The organism is Aquipuribacter aurantiacus (assembly GCF_051216895.1).
Classification (GTDB): Bacteria; Actinomycetota; Actinomycetes; order Actinomycetales; family JBBAYJ01; genus Aquipuribacter.
In genome coordinates this window covers 24509-40349 of the sequence record NZ_JBPKAO010000017.1, presented here as the reverse complement: position 1 = coordinate 40349, position 15841 = coordinate 24509, and the positions used below count along the sequence as shown (strand labels likewise).

Here is a 15841-nt window from a genome sequence, read left to right as displayed (position 1 = left end):
GTCCCGGCGCACGCACGTGCGCCGGGACCACGGCACGGGCACCACGGCACCACCACGACCTGGCACCACCACGACCTGGCACCACCACGACCCGGCACCACCCACACCCGCGCGTGCACCTGACGCGCCCACGGACGGATGAGGAGCAGCATGGCGACCCGTACCCCGCTGATGGCCGGCAACTGGAAGATGAACCTCGACCACCTCGAGGCCACCCACCTGGTGCAGAAGCTCTCGTGGCTGCTGCGCGACGCCGGCCACGACCACAGCAGCGTCGAGGTCGCCGTGCTGCCCCCGTTCACGGCCCTGCGCAGCGTGCAGACGCTGGTCGAGGCGGACGACCTGCCCGTGCGCATCGGCGGTCAGGACCTGTCCGCGCACGACTCGGGCGCCCGGACCGGTGAGGTCGCGGGCTCCATGCTCGCCCGGCTCGGCTGCTCCTACGTCTGCGTCGGGCACAGCGAGCGGCGGGAGTACCACGGCGAGGACGACGCGACCGTGGCCGCCAAGGCCGCCGCCGCGCACCGCAGCGGCCTCGTCCCGATCGTCTGCGTGGGTGAGCCCCTGGAGGTCCGCGAGGCCGGGGACCACGTCGCCTACACCCTCGCCCAGCTCGACGGGTCCCTCGCGGGCCTCGACGCCGAGCAGGTCGCGGCCGGCGTGGTGGCCTACGAGCCCGTCTGGGCCATCGGCACGGGCAAGACCTGCGACGCGGAGGACGCCCAGGAGGTGTGCGGCGCCATCCGGCAGCGCATCGCCGCCACGCACGGCGACGCCGTGGCCGACCGGGTGCGGGTCCTGTACGGCGGCTCGGTCAAGCCCTCCAACGTGGCGGGGATCATGGCCCACCCCGACATCGACGGCGCACTCGTCGGCGGGGCGTCGCTCAAGGCCGAGGACTTCGCCGGCATCGTGAGATTCCGGGAGCACCCGACCGCGTGACGTATCCTCGCCTGGGCGGGTCGACCACCTGCCCGACATCCACCCTGTGGTCCCCGCCGGCCGGTGACCACGTACGACGGAGACAGACCCTCCCGTGACCGACGTCCTCACCATCGCGCTGCAGAGCCTGCTGGCGCTGACCAGCCTCATCCTGATCCTGCTGATCCTGCTCCACAAGGGCAGGGGAGGCGGTATGTCGGACATGTTCGGCGGCGGTGCCTCCAGCGGCATGGGCGGCAGCAGCATCGCCGAGCGGAACCTCGACCGGTTGACCATCTCGGTCGGCCTGGTCTGGTTCACCGTCATCGTGCTGCTCAACCTCCTCACGCGGTTCGGGATCTGACCACCAGGAACCTCCCGGCCCGACGCATCCCGTCGGTCGGTACCGGCACCACTCAGCACGTCAGGAAGGACACCCATGGCAGGCGGTAGCGCGATCCGCGGGAGCAGGGTCGGAGCAGGCCCGATGGGCGAGGCCGAGCGCGGTGACGCGGCGCCCCGCGTCAACGTCACGTACTACTGCGCCAACGGCCACACGGTGCGACCCTCGTTCGCCGAGGAGAGCGGGAGCGAGGTGCCGGAGCAGTGGGACTGCCCCCGGTGCGGCTTCCCGGCGGGCCGTGACCCGGAGAACCCCCCGGCCCCGCACAAGGTCGAGCCGTACAAGACCCACCTGGCCTACGTGAAGGAGCGGCGCAGCGACGCCGACGGCGCGGCCATCCTCGACGAGGCCCTGACGCGCCTGCGCGAGCGCAAGATCATCGTCTGAGCGGCGTCCCGCTCCAGCGTCGAGCCCCGGTCCTGGTGGACCGGGGCTCGCTGCGTCCCGGCCTCCACCGACCGGCCTCGCGCCTCGGCCGGTCGGACGTCAGGGGGAGGAGGGGCGGGCGAGGCCGTCGGGCAGCCGCGAGGCGGCCGCCCGGTCCAGCAACCACAGGGTGCGGCGCGTGCCGTAACCACCGGCGGCGGGGATCTGCTGCTCGCCGGCCCCGCCGAGGGCCATCGCCGCCGCAGGGGCCTTGTCCTCGCCGGCCACGACGAACCACACCTCGGCGGCCGCCCGGATCGCCTCGAAGGTGAGGCTCACCCGCTCGGGCGGAGGCTTGGGCGAGCCCCGCACCCCGGTCACCGTGCCGCTGCTGTGCAGGGCGGGGTGCTCGGGGAACAGGGAGGCCATGTGCCCGTCGGGGCCCATGCCGAGCATCAGCACGTCGAAGCGGGGCACCTCGACCCGGTCACCGGGACGGCGGTGCGCACGCAGCTCGGCGGCGTAGGCGTCGGCCGCGGCCTCCGGGGTCGCCCCGTCAGGGCTGCCCGCGGCCGGGACCGCGTGCACCAGCGCCTCGTCGACGTCGACGTGGTCGAGCAGCGCCTCGCGCGCCTGGGTCTCGTTGCGGTCGGGGTCCCCGGCGGGCAGGAAGCGCTCGTCGCCCCACCAGAGGTGCAGCCGGGACCAGTCCACGGCCGCCCGTGCGGGGGAGTCCCGGAGCTCGGCCAGGACCCCGATACCCACGGACCCGCCAGTCAGCACCACGTGGGGCACGACCCCGGCGGACTGCAGGTCCGTGACGGTGGTGATGAACCGGGCCGCGGCCGCCGCGACCAGGGTCGCCTTCTCCGCGTGCACGACGACGGAGGTGGGTGAGCTCATGCCGCGTCCTGCACCAGGGAGCGCACGACCTCGGCGTAGGTGACGTCGGGGTCGAGGCGCCGCAGCTCCTCCGCCAGGCACTCCGCCACCGATCGGCGGGCCAGGCCGAGCCGGTGGTCGGGCTCGCCGGGCTGGCTCAGCACGGCCTGCGCCCCCTCGGGCCGCGACAGCATCACCGTCCCGGCGTGCCGGTGCAGCTCCACGGAGTGCATCCCCGCCTCGCCGGCCACCTCACGTCCCACGGGGCAGCCCAGCCGGGCCCGCAGCCACGCGGCCAGCAGGTCCGTGGACGGGCTGTCGGCGGCCCCCCTCACCACCGCGGCCGTGACCGGCTCGTACGGGGGCAGGTCGAGGGCGGCCGCCAGCAGCGCCCGCCACCGGGTGATCCGGGTCCAGGCCATGTCGGTGTCGCCGTCGCTGTGGTGGTGCGCGCGGCGGCGCAGCGCGTCGAGCGGGTCCGAGCAGGCGGCGGCGTCGGTGATGCGTCGCTGCGCCAGCCGTCCGATGGGGTCCTCGACCAGCCGGTGCGGCGCCTCGCCCGGCCACCAGGCGACGATGGGGGCGTCGGGCAGCAGCAGCGGGACGACGACGGACGCGCCCTGGTCGGCGAGCTCGCCGCGCAGGCCCAGGACGACGACCTCGCCCGCGCCGGCGTCCCCGCCGACGCGGATCTGGGCGTCTAGGCCCGTCTCGCCGTCCGGGTCGCCGGACACCACGACCAGCACCCGGCTCGGGTGCTCGCGGCTCGCGTCGGTGGCGGCCCCGATGGCGTCCTCGGCGCCCTCGGAACGGGTCAGCACCACGAGGGTGAGGACCCGGCCGAGGGCGACGGCGCCGGCGCTGGCCCGCAGCTCCACGAGCCGGCGGTTGATGCCGGAGGTCGTGGTCGAGGGCAGGTCGAGGATCATCGTCGGCTCATGGCAGGCGCCACGTCCTTCCGTCTCGGGCCATCATCGTCTCGGCCCCGGCGGGGCCCCACGTGCCCGAGGCGTACTGCTCGGGCCTGCCGTTCTCGGCCCAGAACTGCTCGATCGGGTCGAGGATCTGCCACGACAGCTCGACCTCGGCGTGGCGGGGGAACAACGGCGGGTCGCCCAGCATGACGTCGAGGATGAGCCGCTCGTAGGCCTCCGGGGACGACTCGGTGAACGAGTGCCCGTACCCGAAGTCCATGGTGACGTCGCGGACCTCCATGGCCGTACCGGGGACCTTGGAGCCGAACCGCAGGGTGACGCCCTCGTCGGGCTGCACCCGGATGACGATGGCGTTCTTGCCCAGCCCACCCGCGGCGGTCTGCTCGAACGGCAGGTGCGGGGCGCGCTTGAACACCACGGCGATCTCGGTGACCCGGCGCCCGAGCCGCTTGCCCGCCCGCAGGTAGAACGGCACCCCGGCCCAGCGGCGGGTGTCGACGTCGAGACGGATCGCGGCGAAGGTCTCGGTGCGGGAGTCGGCGGGGATGCCGTCCTCCTGCAGGAAGCCCTTGACCTTGGACCCGCCCTGCCAGCCCTCGGCGTACTGCCCGCGGGCCGTGGCCAGCGACAGGTCCTCGGGCAGCCGCACGGCGGAGAGGATCTTCTCCTTCTCCAGCCGCAGGTCGTCCGCGCCGAAGGACACCGGCTCCTCCATCGCCGTGAGGGCGAACAGCTGCAGCAGGTGGTTCTGGATCACGTCGCGGGCGGCGCCGATGCCGTCGTAGTAGCCGGCGCGGCTGCCGATGCCGATGTCCTCGGCCATGGTGATCTGGACGTGGTCGACGTAGTTGCCGTTCCAGACCGGCTCGAACAGCTGGTTGGCGAAGCGCAGCGCCAGCAGGTTCTGCACCGTCTCCTTGCCCAGGTAGTGGTCGATCCGGAACACCTGGTCCGGCGGGAACACGGACTCGACGACCTCGTTGAGCTCCCGGGCGCTGGCGAGGTCGTGCCCGAAGGGCTTCTCCACGACGACGCGGCGCCAGGCGTCGGCCTCGCTGTCGGACAGCCCGCTGCGGGCCAGCTGCTTGACCACGACCGGGAACGAGCTGGGCGGCACGGACAGGTAGAACGCGTGGTTGCCGCGGGTGCCGCGCTGCTCGTCGAGCTCCTTGACGGTGCGCGCGAGCTCGTCGAACGCGTCGTCGTCGTCGAAGGTGCCCTGGACGAAGCGCAGCCCGTCGGCCAGCTGCCGCCAGACCTCCTCCGAGAAGGGCGTCCGGGCGTTCTCCTTGACCGCGTCGTGGACGACGGCCATGAAGTCCTGCCGGTCCCAGTCGCGTCGGGCGAACCCGACGAGCGCGAAGCCCGGCGGCAGCAGGCCGCGCTGCATCAGGTCGTAGATGGCCGGCATCAGCTTGCGCTTGGCCAGGTCGCCCGTCACCCCGAACATCACCAGGCCGCCCGGGCCCGCGATGCGCGACAGCCGACGGTCCCGGGGGTCGCGCAGCGGGTTGGTGGGCGGCTCCGGGGTGCGCGGGCTCACCCGCGGCCGCCGCTGCCCGCGGCGTGCACGCCCCCGGCCGTCGTCCCCTGGCCCAGGGCCTCCGTGACGGCGCGGAGGCCGTCGGCGTCGGACACCCGGAGCGTGAGCACCGGGCGGCCGAGGTCCTTGAGCACCGTGGCGTCGCCGTCGGCCTGGGCCGCCTTCAGCCGGCCGAACGTGAAGGGCCGGCCCGGCACCTCCAGGTCCGGCTCCACGTCCCCCACGACCTGCAGGTACACGCCGGCGCGGGGGCCGCCCTTGTGGAACTGCCCCGTCGAGTGCAGGAAGCGCGGACCCCACCCGAAGGTGACGGGTCGTCCGGTGCGCCGGGCCAGGGAGTCCCGGACCCCGGCCAGGTCGGCGTTGGCCAGCCGGTCGAGGTAGACCATGACGGCGACGTAGCCGCGGTCGCTGGTGTCGTGCAGGTGGCTGAGCAGGCCCTGGACGGCCGCGTCGAGGGCCTCGGGGACGTTGGCCGGCAGCGTCTCGTCGTCGGCGACGACCTCGACGCCGCGGTCGACGAACCGCGCGGCGGCCGGCTCCGGCGTGGCGTCGAGCAGGCCGCGGGCCGCGTTCTTGGCGCTCTCGACGTCGGGCTGGTCGAAGGGGTTGATGCCGAGCAGGAACCCGGCCGCGGCCGTGGCGTGCTCCCACAGCAGCAGCTGCGCACCCAGGGGCGCGGTGACGACCACGTCGGCCAGGCCCGCGGGGACCTCGGCGCCGCTGGTGACGGCCACCCGGACGCCGTCGGGCAGCGGGTCGGTGACCTCGGGGGCGTCGGCGCCGACCACGACGGGCAGCAGCCCGGTGGCCTGCTTCCCGGTGGACTCCGCGACCAGCTGCTCGGCCCAGTCGCCCAGACCGGGCAGACCGGCCCCGGGCACGTCCACCAGGACGAGCTTGTCGCGCAGCCCGCCGACCGCGGCCGGGCTGGCGCTGACGGCGGCGGCCAGGACGAGCGCCGGGTTGTCGGGGCCGTCGACGGCGCACTGCTCGACCACGGCCAGCGCCTCGTCGAGCAGGGTCGCCACGTCGGCGCCGGCCAGGGCGGAGGGCACGAGGCCGAACGCGGTCAGGGCGCTGTAGCGACCGCCGACGTGGGGGTCGGCGCGGAACACCGCCCGGTAGCCGGCCTCCTGCGCCGTCGTCTCCAGCGGGGAGCCGGGGTCGGTGACCACGACGACGCGGGAGGCGGCGTCGATGCCGGCCTCGGTGAACGCCGCCTCGAACACGCGGCGCTGGCTGTCGGTCTCGACGGTGGAGCCTGACTTGCTGGACACCACGAGGACGGTGCGCTCGAGGTCCACCAGCGCGTCGCGGACCTGGCCGGGGTCGGTGGCGTCGAGCGTCACCAGGGGCACGCCGTGGGCGGCGCAGATGACCTCGGGCGCCAGCGACGACCCACCCATGCCGGCGAGCACGACCCGGTCGACCCCCTCGGCGCGGAGCTCGTCCCGCAGCGCCAGCAGCGGGGCGACCAGCTCGCGCGAGGTGCTGGGCAGGGTGGTCCAGGCCAGCCGGACGGAGGCCTCGGAGCGGGCCTCCGGACCCCACACGTCCGGGTCGCCCGCGCTCACCCGCGAGGCCACCCGGGCCTCGACGAGCCGGCCCAGGGCGGCGTCGACCCCCGCCTGCGCGGGCCCGGAGACCGTGACGCGGGCGGGTGCGTCGCCGCTCACGCCCGGCCCTGCTCGTCGGTGGTGTGCCCGAGGGCGGCTTGCTCGTCCATGGCGGTCTGCACGGTGGCGAGCAGCTCGTCCCAGCTGGCGGCGAACTTCTGCACGCCCTCCTTCTCCAGGGCCGTCACCACGTCGACGTAGCCGATGCCGAGACGCTCGACCGCGTCCAGGGTGTCGGCGGCCTCGGTGTAGGTGTCGCGGACGGTGTCGCCCGCGACCTCGGCGTGGTCCTCGGTGGCCGACAGCGTGCCGCCGGGCATGGTGTTCACGGTGGTCGGGGCCACCAGGTCGACGACGTACTTCGTGTCCGGGTAGGCCGGGTCCTTGACCCCGGTCGAGGCCCACAGCGGCCGCTGCGGGTGCGCGCCCGCGGCGACGAGGTCGGCCCAGCGGGTGGACGCGAGCATCTCCTCGAACGCCTGGTAGGCGAGGCGGGCGTTGGCCACGGCGGCCTTGCCCCGCAGGGCCTTGGCCTCCTCGGTGCCGATGGCGTCGAGCTGCTTGTCGACGGTGGCGTCGACCCGGCTGACGAAGAACGAGGCCACCGAGTGGATGCCGGTGACGTCCACGGACGCCTCGACGGCCCGCTCCAGCCCGTCCAGCCAGGCGTTGAGGACGGCCCGGTAGCGGTCGAGGGAGAAGATCAGCGTGACGTTGACGCTGATCCCCTCGGCCAGTGCGGCGGTGATCGCCGGCAGCCCCTCGACCGTCGCGGGGATCTTGATCATGAGGTTGGGCCGGTCCACCGTGGCCCACAGCGAGCGGGCCTGCTCCAGGGTGCCGGCGGTGTCGTGCGCCAGCCGGGGGTCGACCTCGAGGCTGACCCGGCCGTCCACGCCGTCGGTGGCGTCGTGGACGGGTCGGAGCACGTCGCAGGCCTCACGGACGTCGGTGGTGGTGATGGCGGTGACGACCGCCTCGACGTCCGCGCCGGCCGCCACCAGCTCGCCGACCTGTTCGTCGTAGGCGTTCCCCTTGGCCAGGGCCGAGGCGAAGATGGTCGGGTTGCTCGTGACCCCGACCACCCCACGGGCCAGCAGACCCGCGAGGTCGCCGCCGCGGACGAGCTCCCGGGACAGGTCGTCCAACCACACGGAGACGCCGTGGCGGGCGAGGGCGGCGACGGACTCGGACTCGACGGGCTGTGTGCTCACGTGGCGCTCCTGGCTGCTGGCGGGGTGGTGGACCTCGGTCACGCCTGGACCGACATGGCCCTGGCGGCGGACACGCTCTCCACGGCGGCGGCGGTGACCGCCTCCGGGGTGAAGCCGAACTCGGCGAAGAGCCGCTCGGCGTCGGCGCTGGCGCCGTAGTGCTCGATCGAGACGATGCGACCGGACTCGCCGACCACGGCGTACCAGGGCATCGAGACGCCGGCCTCGACGGCCACCCGGGCGCGGACGGCGGGCGGCAGGACCGAGTCCCGGTAGGCGGCGTCCTGCTCGGAGTACCACTCCATGCAGGGCATCGACACGACGCGGGCGGCGATGCCCTGCTCGGCCAGCTGCTCCTGCGCGGTGAGCGCCAGCGGGACCTCGGAGCCGGTCGCAACGAGCACGACGTCGGGCAGTGCCCCGTCGGCCAGCCCGGCGGCCTCGCGCAGCACGTACGCGCCCCGCGCGACACCTTCCGCCGAGGCGAAGCCCGTGCCCTCGCTGCGGTCGACGACCGGCAGGCCCTGCCGCGACAGGGCCAGCCCGGCGGGCTTGGCGCGCTCCAGCACCGTGCGCCACGCGACGACCGTCTCGTTGGCGTCGGCGGGCCGGACGACCGACAGACCCGGCATGGCCCGCAGGGCCGCCAGGTGCTCGATCGGCTGGTGGGTCGGGCCGTCCTCGCCCAGGCCGATCGAGTCGTGGGTCCAGACGTACGTCACGGGCAGGCCCATGATCGCGGCCATCCGGACGGCGGGGCGCATGTAGTCGCTGAACACCAGGAAGGTGCCGCCGTAGGGACGGGTCCCGCCGTGGACGGCGATGCCGTTGAGGATCGAGCCCATGGCGTGCTCGCGGATGCCGAAGTGCAGGGTGCGGCCGAACCGGTCACCCGGGAACGTGGCGGTGGCCCACTTCTCCGGGACGAAGCTCGGCTCGCCCTTCATGGTGGTGTTGTTGCTGCCGGCGAGGTCGGCGGAACCGCCCCACAGCTCCGGCAGCGCGTCGGCCAGGGCCGACAGGACCTCCCCCGACGCGGCGCGGGTGGCGACCTTCGTGCCGGGCTCGAACGTGGGGAGCGAGTCGGTCCAGCCCTCGGGCAGCTGCTTGCCCGACATCCGGTCGAACAGGGCGGCGCGCTGCGGGTTGCTGCTGCGCCACGCGGTGAACGCCTCGCTCCAGCGGGCGTGCGCCTCGGCACCGCGGCGACCCACCTGCCGGGCGTGGGCGAGGACCTCCTCGGCGACGGCGAAGTCGGCGTCGGGGTCCATCCCCATGATCTGCTTGGTGGCGCGGATCTCGTCGGTTCCCAGCGCCGAGCCGTGCGACGCGCCCGTGTCCTGGGCGTTCGGTGCAGGCCAGGCGATGATCGTGCGCAGGACGACGAAGGAGGGACGCGGGTCCCGGCGGGCCGCCTGCAGCGCGGCGTGCAGCGCGTCCATGTCCTCGGTGTAGCCGGCCTCGGACTCGCGGGTGCCGCGCCAGTCGACGGTCTGCACGTGCCAGCCGTAGGACTCGTACCGCTTGGCGGTGTCCTCGGACAGGGCGATGTCGGTGTCGTCCTCGATGGAGATCTGGTTCTGGTCGTAGACGACGACGAGGTTGCCCAGCTCCTGGTGCCCGGCCAGCGACGAGGCCTCGGACGTCACGCCCTCCTGGATGTCGCCGTCGGAGGCGATGACCCAGATGGTGTGGTCGAACGGCGACTCACCGGTGGGGGTGTCGGGGTCCAGCAGGCCCCGCTCGCGCCGGGCGGCCATGGCCATGCCGACCGCGGTGGCCAGGCCCTGGCCGAGCGGTCCGGTGGTGGTCTCCACGCCCGCGGTGTGCCGGTACTCCGGGTGACCGGGCGTCCTGGAGCCCCAGGTGCGCAGCGACTTGAGGTCGTCCAGCTCCAGGCCGGCGCCCGACAGGTACAGCTGCACGTACTGGGTGATGCTCGAGTGGCCGGCGCTGAGGACGAACCGGTCGCGGCCCGTCCACTCGGTGTCGGCCGGGTCGTGCCGCATCATGCGCTGGTACAGGAGGTAGGCCACTGGGGCGAGGCTCATCGCCGTCCCGGGGTGGCCGTTGCCGACCTTCTGCACCGCGTCCATGGCCAGCGCCCGGGCGGCGTCGACGGCCCGGCGGTCCTCCTCGCCCCACTCCAGGGCATCGGTGGTGGTGGTGCTCGTGGCGGCGTCGGTCACAGGGGGACTCCATCCGGGCCGCATCCGACCCCTCGAGGCAGTGCTCGTGCAGGAAGCGTGACGTGGACTTCCACGTCCTCCTGACAGCGTAGTGATCGCGAGGCGGTGCACCAGACGTGACCGCTGGCCGGACGGCTCACCCCAGGAAGGGGTCGACCGCCACGGCCAGGAACACGACCGACAGGTAGCTGATCGACAGGTGGAACACGCGCATGGGCTGGACCGCGCCTCCGCTGCGCAGCTGCTGGAACAGCCGGAGCACGGACAGGGTGAACACGGCGCCCGCCACGACGACGGTGACCGAGTACAGCAGCCCCATGCCGGCCACGGGGATGAGCAGCAGCGTGCAGGCGAGCATGGCGACCGTGTGCCCGAGGGTCTGCCAGGCCACCGAGGTGGGCGAGGCCACCAGCGGCAGCATCGGCACGTTGGCCGCCTCGTAGTCCTCGCGGTACCGCATAGACAGCGGCCAGTAGTGGGGCGGCGTCCAGAAGAAGATGACCGCCGACAGCACGACCGGCGCCCAGGCCAGGGACCCGGTGACCGCGGCCCACCCGATCAGCACGGGCATGAACCCGGCGGCACCCCCCCAGACGATGTTCTGCGAGGTGCGCCGCTTGAGGACCAGGGTGTAGACGACGGCGTAGAAGAACACCGCGACCACGGCGAGGACCGCGGCCAGCACGGTCGTGAACGCCCACAGCACGGCCACCGCGGCGACACCCAGACCGAGGCCGAACAGCAGCGCGGCCCGGGGGCCGATCTCGCCCGTGACGATCGGGCGGCCTCGCGTGCGTCGCATCACGGCGTCGATGTCGCGGTCGGCGACCTGGTTGAGCGTGTTCGCGCTGCCGGCCGCCAGCGTGCCCCCGACCAGGGTCGCCAGCGTGGTGCCCCAGCCGGGCAGGCCGCCCGCGGCCAGGATCATCGTCGGCAGCGTGGTGACGAGCAGCAGCTCGATGATCCGGGGCTTGGTCAGCGCCAGGTACGCCGCAGCCAGGCTGCGTGCGGGCGGGTCGGGCGTGGTGGCCGGGTCGGGCGCGGTGGTCAACGGGCCGTGGGTCACGAGCCCACCAGCTGGCCCGCGGGGGAGCGGTGGTCGCTCGGGACCGCGGCGGGCGTGGTCCGCACCCGGGTCGCCATCACCACGGCGGTGACGGCGACGACGAGCAGGCAGGCGCCCAGCATGTGCAGGCTGACCAGGGGCCGGGGCAGGCCGGTGAAGTACTGCAGCCAGCCCAGGCCGCCCTGGGCGAGCGTGATGCCCAGCAGCAGCCAGGTGCGCCGCAGCGCCAGGCGGGGGGCCCCGACGGCGTGCAGGCCGGCCAGCAGGCCCAGCAGCAGACCGATGAACAGGACGACCGACTCGGCGTGCAGCACCGACACGGCGTCGAAGTCCAGGTCGAAGCGGATAGGGACCTCGGCGTCGCCGGAGTGCGGGCCGGACCCCGTGACCAGGGTGCCGATCACCAGGGTCGCGGCCGCGGTGACCACGAGGCCGGCCAGCAGCACCCGCAGGGCCCCGGGGACCACCGGGACGGCGGGGCCGTCCGCCTCGCGCAGGCGCAGCAGCAGCACCGCGGAGACCGTGATGAGCAGGGCCGAGACCAGGAAGTGCACCGCGACCGTGGCCGGGTGGAGACCCATCAGCACGGTGATGCCGCCGATGACGGCCTGCAGCACGGTGCCGAGCAGCACGGCCGCGCCGTAGCCGACCAGCCGGCGCCGCTGACGCCACAGCAGCACGACGACGGCGAGGGCGGCCAGGGCCACGACGAACGTCAGCAGCCGGTTGCCGAACTCGATCGCGGCGCGGAGACCTTCCTCCTGCGCCATGACCGGGGTGTACGAGCCGGGCACGCACTCGGGCCACGTGGGGCACCCCAGCCCGGAGCCGGTGAGCCGCACCCAGCCGCCCGTGACGACGATGCCGACCTGCACGACGAGGTTGACCAGCACCGCGACGGACAGGGCCCGGGAGACCCGGGCGGGAGGTGCGGCCATGCCGACCAGGATAGGGCGCCCCCGCCGGGACTCGGCCCAGGGGGTGGGTCCTCCGGGGGCAGGCCGGGCGCGGACGTCGATCAGGCGCCGAGCGTCCCGCGCAGCAGGCTGTCGCCGGAGTGCGTCGGGTCGCCGTCCAGCGGCTCAGCGGACACGTCCACCAGGGCGTAGGTGCCCACGTCCAGGCCCGCGGGGACCGTGAGGTCGACCGTCACGGTGCGACCACCGCCGGTGTCGACGGGACCCAGCGACACCATCGCCCCGGTGTCCGGGTCGATCAGCCAGGCCTCGAGGAAGCCGTCGGCCCCGGTGTCGGGCAGCTCGTCGAGCCACACCTGCAGCACCCGGGTCACCTGCCCGTCGACGCCCACGACGTCGGTGGGCCGCGCCTCGAGCCGCGCGGCGCCGGAGACGGACGTGCCCGCGACGCGACCGAAGGCCTCCAGGTCGGCCGCCGCCAGGACCTGCGCGTCGGTGGGGGCGTCGTCGGGGTCCAGGGCCGCGACGACGGCCGACCCGGCCACGCCCACCGCCAGGCCGGCAGCCGCGACCGCCAGCAGGGGGGCGGCCCGTCGCAGGCCCGGCCGGCGCGTAGGCCGCTCGCCCGCCCAGCCAGGGCCGGGTGCGGGGCTGCTGGTCGCAGGGCTGGCGCCGCGACGGCCGTCGGGGGCCTGCCGGGTGTCGTCCGGTCGCTGGGCGTCACCGGACCGGGAGGGGCCGGGGTGAGGCGCGGGGACCCGGGTCGCGGGCGTGCGGCCGGTGGCCGCGGGGACGATGGACGGGCCGATGGACGCCGGACGGACGGAGGCGTCCAGGCCCAGCTCGGACGCGATGCCCTGCCAGACGTGCGCCGGCACGGTCCCGGCGCCACGGGCCCGTTCGACCCGCTCGGCGGTGAGGGGCTCGTGGCGGTCGCCGCGCACGGTCCGGACGGTGTGCGAGAGCTCCCGGACCGTGCTCGCGCAGGTCTGGCAGGTCGCCAGGTGGGACTGGCTGCCGGCGTCCAGGACGGGCTCGCCCAGGGCGTGCAGCGCGAGCAGGTCGACGTCAGGATGTGGCCGCACGGCTCACCTCCAGGGTGTCGCGAAGGCGGAGCAGGGACCGGCGGATGTGGCTCTTGACGGTGCCCAGCGGCATACCCGTCCGCTCGGCGATCTGCGTGTGCGTGAGGTCGTGGAAGAACGCCAGCTCGACGACGCCCCGGGCGGGCTGGTCGATGTCGTCCAGCGCGTCCAGCAGCGTGAGCCGTTCGACGGACTGCTCGGGCGCGTCGGCGGCGGGCGCCTGCTCGGGCGCCATCACCGACCGCGCGGCGTCGACCTGCTTGGCCTGACGGGCGCGCTGGTGCCAGAGGTCCGCGCAGACGTGGCGGGTGATCCCGACGAGCCAGCCGGCGAGGCTGCCGCGGGTGGGGTCGAAGGTGGCGCGACCCCGCCAGGCGCGGATGAACACCTGCTGGGTCGCGTCCTCGGCGTCGGGGGTGTCGGCCAGGGCCCGCAGGCTCACGCCGTGCACCAGACCGGCCCAGCGCTCGTAGGCCTCGGCCAGCGCCCACTCCTCACCGGTGTGGAACGCGGCCGCCAGCCGGGCGTCGTCCACCTCGTCCTGAGGTCGGCCGGAACCGGCTGGCAGGTCACGCACGTCGGCGACCGTACCGCTGCTGCGGCGGTCGGGGACGGGCGGCGCGGGTTCCACGAGCCTCAGGCTAGGGCGGGTCCGGTCCGGGGACACCTCGGCCGGACGCCACGCCGCCGCGGTGACGGCGCTCACGCCGCGTCCACGGGGACCGCGGTCACCACGACGTTGTCCCGGTAGCTGCTGAGCTCCGGGATGAACGGGCCGCCGCAGGTCACGACCACCAGCCGGTGCTCGCCGTCCCGGGCGAAGATGTCGTCGACGGGGAGGACGTCCTTGACGATGGTCTCCCGCCCCACCACCTCGTAGTGGTGCTCGACCCCGGTCTCGTCGACGACGGTGAGGACCGCGCCGACCTCGACGCCGCGCAGCTCGAAGAGCGCCCCCGGGCCCTCGCCCGCGGCGTCCACGTGGCCGGCCAGGACCGCGTTGCCCTGCGGGGCCCCCGCGGCCGGGCCGAACTGGTACCAGCCGACCCGGTCGATCTCGGCGGGCACGACCATCGACCCGTCGTCCTCGACCCCGACCGCGTCGACGGCGGCGTCGATGCCGAGGCCGTCGACGAGCAGCCGGGTGGGGGCGGGGCCGGACGAGGCGGCCAGGGAGTCGAGGGAGGCGTCACGGACGCCGACGTCGCCGAACGGCGACGGTGGTACCGCGGCCGGGGGCGGGTCCTCGGGCGTGGGCGGTCCGGTGGGCTGCGGACCGGTGGGCTGCGGACCGGTGGGCTGCGGACCGGTGGGGTCGGGGGCGGTCGTGGGTGCGGCCGCCAATGCCTGCTCCAGCGGGAGCCCGGCGTCCGGCGCGGGCCGGCTCGTCAGCCACGCCACCGGCGCCAGGACCGCCGCGACCGCGACGGCCACGACCACCGCGGTCCAGCGCGAGCGACGACGAGCGACGGGCGCAGCAGGAGCGGCGGGCTCGGTCGGCGGGGGCGTCGCGGTCACGGGTCGGTCCTCCCGGGTACGGGTCGTGGGACGGGGGCTGCGGGGTGCTCAGGGCGGCAGGGGAGACGACCGGGGGGCCGGTTGCCCGACCCCCCGGGTCCTCCGTGCTCGTGGTGCGTGGTGCGGATGGTGCGTGGTGCGGGTGGTGCGTGGTGCGGGTGGTGCGTGGTGCGGGTGGTGCGTGGTGCGGGTGGTGCGTGGTGCAGGTGGTGCGCCGCGCGGCTGGTGAGCCGTGCGGGTGGTGCGTGGCGCCGACCCGGGGGGTCAGCGGCCGGTGGGTGCGCTCAGCCCCGGTTGCGGGCCGCTGCGGCGCGGCCACCCAGCACGACCAGGGCGCCGGCGCCGGCGAGGCCGACGACCGCGAGCTGCCACGGCAGGGCGTCGGACACCAGGCCACCGGTGCCCGAGGGCACGCCGTCGGGGCCGCTGTGCAGACCGCTGATGGTCTGGACGGCGAGGGCGAGGTTCTCGTCCTCGGCGGAGCCCCAGGCGTAGACGATGGTGTTGACGCCCTCGGCCAGGTTCACGTCGGCCGGGCCGATCGCGACGGTGTCGGTGCCGGCGAGCGCCACGTCCGCGCTCACCGAGCCGGCCGGCAGGTCGACGGTGCCCTCGTCGGGGTTGGTGACACCCTCGAAGACGGGCTCGCCGCCGGCGCGGATGTCGACGGCGGGGGCCGCGGCGGTGTGGCGGGCCGTGAGGCGGGCCTCGCCGGCCGCGATCGCCGACACGTCGTTGACGAACGGCGTGAGGGTCGGCGTGCCGTCCTCGCCCAGGTGGGCGGCGACGGTGATGTTGGCGCCGGCCGGCACGGTGGCGGTGGCCTCGATCGCGGCGTCGTCGGCCTCGGCGTCGGCGCCGGCGGCGAACACCTGCAGCTCGTAGTCGCCGGCCGGGAGGGTCAGCGGGTCGGTGATCGTGCCCGGCTCGAAGTCCTCGAGGATGACGTCACCGTTGGCGTACACGTCCACCGTGAGGCCGGGTACGCCGTGGAACACGGAGACCTGGGCGTCGGTGTCGGCAGCCGCGGCGGGGGCGGCGAAGGCGATCGGGAGCAGCGCTGCACCGGTGACAGCGAGGATGGTCCGCATGAGTGGTCCCTTCGGTCGGTGTCGATCGGGGGCGCCCGGACGGCGCTCCCGGTGACCACGTGGTCACTGACACCCCCACTACCGCGGCGGCG

Annotated in this window: 15 protein-coding genes; 3 read left to right on the top strand and 12 right to left on the bottom strand. The window is 74.7% G+C overall.

Annotated elements, in window-relative coordinates; genetic code table 11:
• The first annotated feature begins 150 nt into the window (after nucleotides 1-150).
• From tpiA to ACR80Q_RS17460, 3 genes are all read left to right on the top strand, one after another.
• Nucleotides 151-942: a triose-phosphate isomerase gene (gene tpiA, locus ACR80Q_RS17470; protein ID WP_435378933.1), complete on the top strand. Its 792-nt coding sequence runs from the start codon at nucleotides 151-153 to the stop codon at nucleotides 940-942.
• Between the two features lie 94 nt (nucleotides 943-1036).
• Nucleotides 1037-1285, top strand: coding sequence for a preprotein translocase subunit SecG (secG, locus tag ACR80Q_RS17465; RefSeq protein WP_435378932.1), 249 nt, complete (start codon nucleotides 1037-1039; stop codon nucleotides 1283-1285).
• A 75-nt stretch (nucleotides 1286-1360) separates the two neighbouring features.
• Nucleotides 1361-1711: an RNA polymerase-binding protein RbpA gene (locus ACR80Q_RS17460; RefSeq protein ID WP_340291960.1), complete on the top strand. Its 351-nt coding sequence runs from the start codon at nucleotides 1361-1363 to the stop codon at nucleotides 1709-1711.
• Nucleotides 1712-1810: 99 nt separating this feature from the next.
• Here the strand turns inward: ACR80Q_RS17460 and pgl are convergent, their stop codons facing one another.
• The 12 genes from pgl to ACR80Q_RS17400 form a co-directional block, all read right to left on the bottom strand.
• Nucleotides 1811-2593, bottom strand: coding sequence for a 6-phosphogluconolactonase (gene pgl, locus ACR80Q_RS17455; protein ID WP_435378931.1), 783 nt, complete (start codon nucleotides 2591-2593; stop codon nucleotides 1811-1813).
• Entirely contained in the window at nucleotides 2590-3501 is a 912-nt protein-coding gene (gene opcA, locus ACR80Q_RS17450; RefSeq protein WP_435378930.1) for a glucose-6-phosphate dehydrogenase assembly protein OpcA, read from the bottom strand. Before opcA ends, pgl begins: the two co-directional genes overlap by 4 nt.
• A 7-nt stretch (nucleotides 3502-3508) precedes the next feature.
• Nucleotides 3509-5050, bottom strand: coding sequence for a glucose-6-phosphate dehydrogenase (zwf, locus tag ACR80Q_RS17445; RefSeq protein WP_435378929.1), 1542 nt, complete (start codon nucleotides 5048-5050; stop codon nucleotides 3509-3511).
• Nucleotides 5047-6729 carry a phosphoglucose isomerase-related protein gene (locus ACR80Q_RS17440; RefSeq protein ID WP_435378928.1) on the bottom strand — a complete coding sequence of 561 codons (1683 nt, stop codon included), beginning with the start codon at nucleotides 6727-6729 and terminating at the stop codon, nucleotides 5047-5049. Before ACR80Q_RS17440 ends, zwf begins: the two co-directional genes overlap by 4 nt.
• Complete coding sequence (tal, locus tag ACR80Q_RS17435; protein WP_435378926.1) at nucleotides 6726-7883, bottom strand: transaldolase; 1158 nt, start codon at nucleotides 7881-7883, stop codon at nucleotides 6726-6728. The genes ACR80Q_RS17440 and tal overlap by 4 nt, the downstream gene beginning before the upstream one ends.
• 38 nt (nucleotides 7884-7921) lie before the next feature.
• On the bottom strand, nucleotides 7922-10096 hold the full coding sequence (tkt, locus tag ACR80Q_RS17430) for a transketolase (RefSeq protein ID WP_435378925.1): 2175 nt from the start codon (nucleotides 10094-10096) through the stop codon (nucleotides 7922-7924).
• 112 nt (nucleotides 10097-10208) lie between these two features.
• Complete coding sequence (locus ACR80Q_RS17425) at nucleotides 10209-11138, bottom strand: heme o synthase (protein WP_435378924.1); 930 nt, start codon at nucleotides 11136-11138, stop codon at nucleotides 10209-10211.
• Complete coding sequence (locus ACR80Q_RS17420) at nucleotides 11135-12076, bottom strand: COX15/CtaA family protein (RefSeq protein ID WP_435378923.1); 942 nt, start codon at nucleotides 12074-12076, stop codon at nucleotides 11135-11137. The genes ACR80Q_RS17425 and ACR80Q_RS17420 overlap by 4 nt, the downstream gene beginning before the upstream one ends.
• Nucleotides 12077-12156: 80 nt before the next feature.
• Entirely contained in the window at nucleotides 12157-13140 is a 984-nt protein-coding gene (locus tag ACR80Q_RS17415) for an anti-sigma factor (RefSeq protein WP_435378921.1), read from the bottom strand.
• On the bottom strand, nucleotides 13124-13846 hold the full coding sequence (locus ACR80Q_RS17410) for a sigma-70 family RNA polymerase sigma factor (protein ID WP_435378920.1): 723 nt from the start codon (nucleotides 13844-13846) through the stop codon (nucleotides 13124-13126). Before ACR80Q_RS17410 ends, ACR80Q_RS17415 begins: the two co-directional genes overlap by 17 nt.
• Entirely contained in the window at nucleotides 13843-14658 is an 816-nt protein-coding gene (locus ACR80Q_RS17405) for a class F sortase (protein WP_435378919.1), read from the bottom strand. The genes ACR80Q_RS17410 and ACR80Q_RS17405 overlap by 4 nt, the downstream gene beginning before the upstream one ends.
• 284 nt (nucleotides 14659-14942) lie before the next feature.
• Nucleotides 14943-15749, bottom strand: coding sequence for a DUF4397 domain-containing protein (locus tag ACR80Q_RS17400; protein ID WP_435378918.1), 807 nt, complete (start codon nucleotides 15747-15749; stop codon nucleotides 14943-14945).
• Nucleotides 15750-15841: the final 92 nt, after the last annotated feature.